Raw genomic sequence first — 6871 nt, 5'->3', positions numbered from 1 at the left:
CAGCGGCCGGCACTACCGTGCCCGTTTACCGGAAGGGCTGGCGCTCCTCCAGCACACAGTTGCTCCAGGGACGGATTCACGGCGTCCCCCGCGAATCCAACCCGCCCCGCCAAACCCTCAGACCAGCTGTTGCTGTTGCCGTTGCCCAGCGGGTGCAGGGCCGCAGGCCCTGCGATGCAGAAAACCCTACTTCCCGCGCAGGCGGCTGTGCCTGAACCCGTAGAAGAAGTAGATCACGAAGCCGACGAACGTCCACACGCCCATCAGCATCCAGTTGTGCAACGTCATCGCCGACAAAAGCGCCAGGCAGCTGATCACGCCCAGGCTGCAGACCAGCCATGCACCCGGAATGCGGAACGGGCGCGGCAGGTCGGGCTGCGTGCGGCGCAGGATCAGTACGCCGGCGCAGACCGCCGCGAAGGCGATCAGCGTGCCCATCGAGGTCAGCTCGCCGAGGATGTCCAGCGGGAACAGCGCCGCCAGCAGGGCGATGCCGATGCCGGTGATGACGGTGTTGATATGTGGCGTGCGGTACTTCGGGTGGATCTTGGTGAACACCGGCGGCAACAGGCCGTCGCGCCCCATGATCATGAAGATGCGCGGCTGGCCGATGATCATCACCAGCACCACCGACGACAGGCCGATCAACGCACCGATTTCCACCACCACGCGCAACCAGCCCAGCTGCGGATGCGCGGCCACGGCGGTCACCACCGGCTCATCGGTGCCCAGCAGCTGGTAGGGCACCAGGCCGGTCATGACCGCGGCCATCGCGATGTACAGCACCGTGCAGATCACCAGCGACAGCATCATGCCGATCGGCATGTCGCGCTGCGGTTTGTGTGATTCCTGCGCGGCCACCGAAACCGCTTCGAAGCCGATGTAGGCGAAGAACACCATCGCCGCGCCACGCAGCACGCCTTCCATGCCGTACTTGCCGGGGCCTTCGTTGGCCGGGATGAACGGGGTCCAGTTGCTGGTGTCCACGTACTTCCAGCCGACCACGATCACCAGCACGATCAGCCCGGTCTTGAGGATGACCATGGCCATGTTCATCGCCGAGGATTTGCTGATGCCGACGTAGCACAGCCAGGTCAACAGCAGCACCAGGATCGCGGCGGGAATGTTGGCGATGGCGCCGGTGGGCCGCAGCTGCGCATCCAAGGGCGCGCTGACCAGCGCCGCCGGTAGATGGATGTCGAAATGGCTGAGCAGGCTGAGGAAATACCCGGTCCAGCTGACCGCCACGGCCGAGGCGGAGACGCCGTACTCGAGCACCAGCATCCAGCCGATGAACCAGGCCGAGAGCTCGCCGAAGGTGGCGTAGGTATAGGTGTAGGCGCTGCCGGAAACCGGCACCATCGCCGCGAACTCGGCATAGGCCAGGGCGCAGAAGGCGCAGCAGATCGCGGCCAGCACGAACGAGAGCATGATGGCCGGGCCGGCGTGGTTGGCGGCGGCCTGGCCGGTGATGACGAAGATGCCGCCGCCGATCACGGCGCCGATGCCGAGTGCGGTCAGGCCCCAGGGGCCGAGGTGGCGACGCAGGCTCAGGCCGTTGGCGTCTTCATGGGCGGCATGCGGATGCTTGGTGGCCCACAGTTGCTTGAACATGTGTGGTGGTCTTGTGCGATGCGCCCGGTGACCGGGCGCGGGCGGAAATGCTTGCGGATATCGACGGGCCGGCGCAGGGGCCGGCCCGTCGGGAGGATCAGGGCGACTTGGCCAGCTTGCTGTGGCGCATGCCGTAGCCGAAGTAGATCAGCAGGCCCAGCACGGTCCAGCCTACGAACAGGTGCCAATGCACCACGAACGCCTGCCAGAACAGGAACAGGCACGACAGCGCGCCCAGCGGGCAGATCACCCACACCAGCGGCACGCGGAACGGACGGTGCAGCTCCGGGCGGGTGTAGCGCAGGATCAGCACGCCGATGCAGACCGTGGCGAAGGCCAGCAGGGTGCCCATGGAAACCAGTTCGCCCAGCACGTTCAGCGGCACCAGGCCGGCCAGCGACGCGGCGATGACGCCGACCACGATCGTGGCCCAGTACGGCGTGCGGAAGCGCTTGTGGACCTTGCCGAACACTTTCGGCAGCAGGCCATCGCGCGAGATGGTGTAGGCGATGCGGGTCTGGCCCATCATCATCACCAGCACCACCGAGGACAGGCCGGCGATCGCGCCGATTTCCACTGCGGTCTTCAGCCAGGACAGGCTCGGGTAGGCTTCCAGCGCGGTGGCCACCGGCTTGTCGGTGCCCAGCAGGTGGTAGGGCAGCATGCCGGTCAGCACCGCGCAGACGATGATGTAGACGATGGTGCACACCGCCAGCGAGCCGAGCAGGCCGATCGGCATGTTGCGCTGCGGGTCCTTGGTTTCACCGGCGGCGGTGGAGACCGCATCGAAGCCGATGTAGGCGAAGAACACGATGGTGGCCGCGCGGAACACGCCGCTCCAGCCGAACTCGCCGGACACGCCGGTGTTTTCCGGGATGAACGGGTGCCAGTTGGCCGGGTCCACGTGGGCCGCGCCGATGCCCACGAACAGGCAGATCACGAAGACCTTGATGGCCACGATGATCGCGTTGACGAACGCGGACTGGGTCACGCCCACGTACAGCAGGCCGGTCACCGCCGCCACGATCAGCACCGCCGGCAGGTTGAACAGCTTGCCGGAGGCGGCGAACTCGTGCCCGTTCCAGGCGATCGGCGCCGCGCTCAGCGCGTCCGGGAACGGCATGTGCAGCGTGGTGGTGATGAAGCTGATCAGGTACGCCGACCAGCCCACCGCGACCGAGGCCGAGGCGAACAGGTACTCCAGCACCAGGCACCAGCCGATGAACCAGGCCATGCCCTCGCCGAGCGTGGCGTAGGAGTAGGAATAGGCGCTGCCGGAGACCGGCATCATCGCTGCGAACTCGGCGTAGCACAGGCCGGCCAGCGCGCAGGCGATGCCGGCGAACACGAACGACAGCATGACCGCCGGGCCGGCGTGGTTGGCCGCGGCCTGGCCGGTAAGCACGAAAATGCCTGCGCCGATCACCGCACCAATGCCAAGCATGATGAGGTGTTTCGCCGTGAGGGTCCGTTTCAACGTGGCTTCGCCATCCAGGCTGCCTTCGATGGGTTCGCCGGCATCGACGTGCCCGGCCGGTTCGACCGGCTTGACCCTCAACAGAGCTTTCAGCATGCAGTACTTCCTGATGATCGGATTGGGAGGGCCGCCAGTACATTGCCGGCGGCCTGGAATCGTGAAAGCCGTGCGAACGGCCCGCTGTACCTTAGCCAATGCTGAAGGCACCGCACAAGCGCAAACGCAACAATGAACGGCGATAATGGCAGGTATTTTTCCAAGCACCCCGCATTCATGAGCGAAACCACCGAATCCCTTGCCGCACTTGACGATCGCTTGCGCGGCCTGCTGCATGACTATGCGCGCAAAGAACCCGCCCACGACGCCCTTGCTGCCGAATTCAGCACATTGATCGACGATGTGGAAGATGCATTCCGCCGCGAACGCCTGGCCGGCCACTTCACCGCCAGCTGCTGGCTGGTCAGCGCCGATGGCCAGCGGCTGCTGCTGACCCACCACCGCAAGCTGCAGCGCTGGCTGCAGCTGGGTGGCCACGCCGACGGCGACCGCGATCTGGCCCGGGTAGCGTTGAAGGAAGCCGAGGAGGAATCGGGCCTGAGCGGCCTGGTGCTGGATGATCCGGCCATCTTCGATATCGACAAGCACTGGATTCCCGAGCGCAAGGATGTGCCGGGGCACTGGCACTACGACGTGCGTTTCGTGATCCGTGCGCTGGGGGGAGAGGATTTCGTGCTCAGCGAGGAGTCGCTGGAGCTGGCCTGGCGCCCGGTGGCCGAGGTCGCCAGCGATCCCCAGTCGGACGAATCGATGCAGCGCATGGCGCGCCGTTGGCTGGCGCGCTGAAAGACGCATCCACGCACGGCGTGGATCCACTCCGGGATCGCCCTGGTAGATCCACGCCACGCGTGGATGACGCAATGCCGGACGCATTCCGCCGGGCCACGCCCGGCGACGTACATCTCAATACAGGATGCGGGTGCGCAAGGTGCCCGGAATCGCCGCCAGCTCGTCACGCACCGCGCTGGCCTGCTCCTCGCTGGCGGTGATGTCGATCACCACGTAACCCACCTTCGGGTCGGTGCGCAGGAACTGGCCGTCGATGTTGACGTTGTGCCGCGAGAAGATCTCGTTGACCTTGGACAGCACGCCCGGCACGTTCTGGTGGATGTGCAGCAGGCGCAGGCTGTCGGCGTGCTCGGGCAGGGTCACTTCCGGGAAGTTGACCGCCGACAGGGTGCTTCCGTTGTCGCTGTAGCGCACCAGCTTGGCCGCCACTTCGATGCCGATGTTGTCCTGCGCTTCCAGCGTGCTGCCGCCGACGTGCGGGGTCAGGATCACGTTGTCGTGGCGGGTCAGCGGCGATTCGAAGATATCGCCGTTGCCCTTCGGCTCGACCGGGAACACATCCAGTGCAGCGCCACCGATGTGGCCGCTGGCCAGTGCGGCATCCAGCGCATCGATGTCGACCACGGTGCCGCGCGCGGCGTTGATCAGGTGCGCGCCGCGGCGCATCTTCGCCAGCTCGGTGCTGCCGATCATCCACTGCGTGGACGGTGTCTCCGGCACGTGCAGGGTCACGATGTCAGCACGCGCCAGCAGGTCGTCCAGGCTGGCCGCCGCACGGGTATTGCCCAGCGACAGCTTGGTTTCCACATCGTGGAAGATCACCTGCATGCCCAGCGATTCGGCCAGTACGCCGACCTGGGTGCCGATGTGCCCGTAGCCGATGATGCCCAGGACCTTGCCGCGCACCTCATGGCTGCCGCTGGCCGATTTCGACCAGCCGCCGCGATGGCATTCGGCGTTCTTCTGCGGGATGCCGCGGGTCAGCATGATCGCTTCGGCGATCACCAGTTCGGCCACGCTGCGGGTATTGGAGTAGGGCGCGTTGAATACCGGAATGCCGGCCAGCTCGGCCGCATCCAGGTCGACCTGGTTGGTGCCGATGCAGAAACAGCCGACCGCGATCAGGCGCTTGGCCTCGGCCAGCACCTCGGCACTGAGCTGGGTGCGCGAGCGGATGCCGACGATGTGGGCTTCGGCGATGCGCGCCTTCAGTTCGTCCTCGGGAAGCGCCTTGGTGTGCGCCTCGATCTGGCTGTAGCCGGCGGCGCTGAACACCTCCACGGCGGTCTGGCTGACCCCCTCCAGCAACAGCACGCGGATATCCTGCTTCGGGAACGAGGTCTTCTTCGGCGACATGGGGCGGCACGGCCAGTGGGACAGGGGCTGACCACTATGCCAGATCGCAACGCCCATGGTGCAGTGCGCAATTGGTTGCAACTGCAGCTATTGAAGGCTCTGCAGGGCTGGACGCTGGGCCCGGCCACTGGCACGCTTGCCCGTTCTTCACGCCCCGCGCTGGACCGTCATGACCGATTCCCGCATCGCCTCGTTGCAGCAGGCCTGTCCCGGCCTGAAGCTGAAGACCGACCCTGCCGACCTGGAGCATTACGGCCGCGACTGGACCCGGCGCTGGACACCGGCGCCGCTGGCGATCGCGTTGCCGGCCACGGTTGAAGAAGTGCAGGCGGTGATGCGCTGGACCGCGGCCGAGGGCGTGGCGGTGGTTCCCTCCGGCGGTCGCACCGGCCTTTCCGGCGGTGCGGTAGCGGCCAATGGCGAGCTGGTGCTGAGCCTGGAGCGGATGAACAAGGCGCTGGACTACGATGCGGTCGACCGCACCCTGGTGGTGCAGGCCGGCATGCCGCTGGAGGCGCTGCACAACGCGGCCCTTGAACATGGCCTCATCTATCCGGTGGACTTCGCGGCGCGCGGGTCGTGCTCGATCGGCGGCAACATCGCCACCAATGCCGGTGGCATCCGGGTGATCCGCTACGGCAATACCCGTGAATGGATCGCTGGACTGAAAGTGGTTACCGCCACGGGCGAACTGCTCGAGCTCAACAAGGGCCTGATCAAGAACTCCAGCGGCTACGATTTCCGCCAGCTGCTGATCGGATCGGAGGGCACGCTGGGCGTGATCGTCGAGGCCACGGTGAAGCTTACCGACCCGCCGCCGGCCAGCAACGTGATGCTGCTGGCGCTGCCCAGCTTCGATGTGCTGATGCAGGTGTTCGCCGCCTTCCGTGCGCGGCTGCAGCTGCAGGCCTTTGAATTCTTCACCGACCGGGCGCTGGAACATGTTCTGGCCCATGGTGCGCAGGCACCGTTCGATGAAGTGCATCCCTATTACGTGGTGACCGAGTTTGCTGCCGGTGACGAGGCGCAGGAAGCGGCGGCGATGGCGGCCTTCGAGGACTGCATGGGCAACGGCTGGGTCAGCGACGGCGTGATCAGTGCCAGCGATGCCCAGGCGGCGCAGCTGTGGCGCCTGCGCGAGGGCATCACCGAGGCGCTGGCACCTTACAAGCCCTACAAGAACGATGTCTCGGTGCGGATCTCGTCGATGCCGGCGTTCCTGGCCGAGACCCAGGCGCTGATCGGCGAGGCCTACCCGCACTTCGACGTGGTCTGGTTCGGCCACATCGGCGACGGCAACCTGCACATCAACGTGCTCAAGCCGGACGGCACCAGCGATGCGGACTTCGTAAGCCAGTGCGAGCATGTCACCAAGCTGCTGGCGCAGGTGCTGGCGCGCTTCAATGGCAGCATTTCGGCCGAGCACGGCATCGGCCTGGTCAAGAAGGGCTACCTGGACAGCACCCGTGGACCGGCCGAGATCGCGCTGATGAAGGCGGTCAAGCGCGCATTCGATCCCGAAGGGCGGCTGAATCCCGGCAAATTGTTCGACCTTTGACACAGGCAAAGTCTTCACCC

General features: G+C 66.0%; 5 protein-coding genes. 2 read left to right on the top strand and 3 right to left on the bottom strand.

The window, feature by feature from the left end:
* Positions 1-186: 186 nt before the first annotated feature.
* A complete protein-coding gene (locus ABIA73_RS20185; protein WP_025874783.1) occupies positions 187-1614 on the bottom strand; it encodes an amino acid permease in 1428 nt (475 codons plus the stop codon).
* Between the two features lie 97 nt (positions 1615-1711).
* Positions 1712-3187, bottom strand: coding sequence for an amino acid permease (locus tag ABIA73_RS20180; RefSeq protein WP_025874781.1), 1476 nt, complete (start codon positions 3185-3187; stop codon positions 1712-1714).
* Between the two features lie 132 nt (positions 3188-3319).
* On the opposite strand from ABIA73_RS20180, the gene ABIA73_RS20175 reads away from it, so the two are divergent.
* A complete protein-coding gene (locus ABIA73_RS20175) occupies positions 3320-3934 on the top strand; it encodes an NUDIX hydrolase (protein WP_354276209.1) in 615 nt (204 codons plus the stop codon).
* A gap of 117 nt (positions 3935-4051) precedes the next feature.
* On the opposite strand, the gene serA is transcribed toward ABIA73_RS20175, so the two are convergent.
* Positions 4052-5293 (bottom strand): phosphoglycerate dehydrogenase, encoded by a 1242-nt coding sequence (serA, locus tag ABIA73_RS20170; protein WP_032975510.1) that lies wholly within the window; start codon positions 5291-5293, stop codon positions 4052-4054.
* 169 nt (positions 5294-5462) lie between these two features.
* Between serA and ABIA73_RS20165 the strand changes: the two genes are divergently transcribed.
* Positions 5463-6851: a D-2-hydroxyglutarate dehydrogenase gene (locus ABIA73_RS20165; RefSeq protein WP_354276208.1), complete on the top strand. Its 1389-nt coding sequence runs from the start codon at positions 5463-5465 to the stop codon at positions 6849-6851.
* The last annotated feature ends 20 nt before the right edge of the window (positions 6852-6871 follow it).

This window comes from Stenotrophomonas sp. 2694 (assembly GCF_040548715.1).
GTDB classification, from domain to species: Bacteria; Pseudomonadota; Gammaproteobacteria; order Xanthomonadales; family Xanthomonadaceae; genus Stenotrophomonas; species Stenotrophomonas indicatrix.
Note: the sequence above shows the minus strand (reverse complement) of the source record. Positions and strands in the feature narration are given on the sequence as shown.

Bases quoted from the DNA above. Each gene is read 5' to 3' on its own strand.
- ABIA73_RS20185 (WP_025874783.1), bottom strand. From the start codon at position 1,614: ATGTTCAAGCAACTGTGGGCCACCAAGCATCCGCATGCCGCCCATGAA.
- ABIA73_RS20180 (WP_025874781.1), bottom strand. From the start codon at position 3,187: ATGCTGAAAGCTCTGTTGAGGGTCAAGCCGGTCGAACCGGCCGGGCAC.
- ABIA73_RS20175 (WP_354276209.1), top strand. From the start codon at position 3,320: ATGAACGGCGATAATGGCAGGTATTTTTCCAAGCACCCCGCATTCATG.
- serA (WP_032975510.1), bottom strand. From the start codon at position 5,293: ATGTCGCCGAAGAAGACCTCGTTCCCGAAGCAGGATATCCGCGTGCTG.
- ABIA73_RS20165 (WP_354276208.1), top strand. From the start codon at position 5,463: ATGACCGATTCCCGCATCGCCTCGTTGCAGCAGGCCTGTCCCGGCCTG.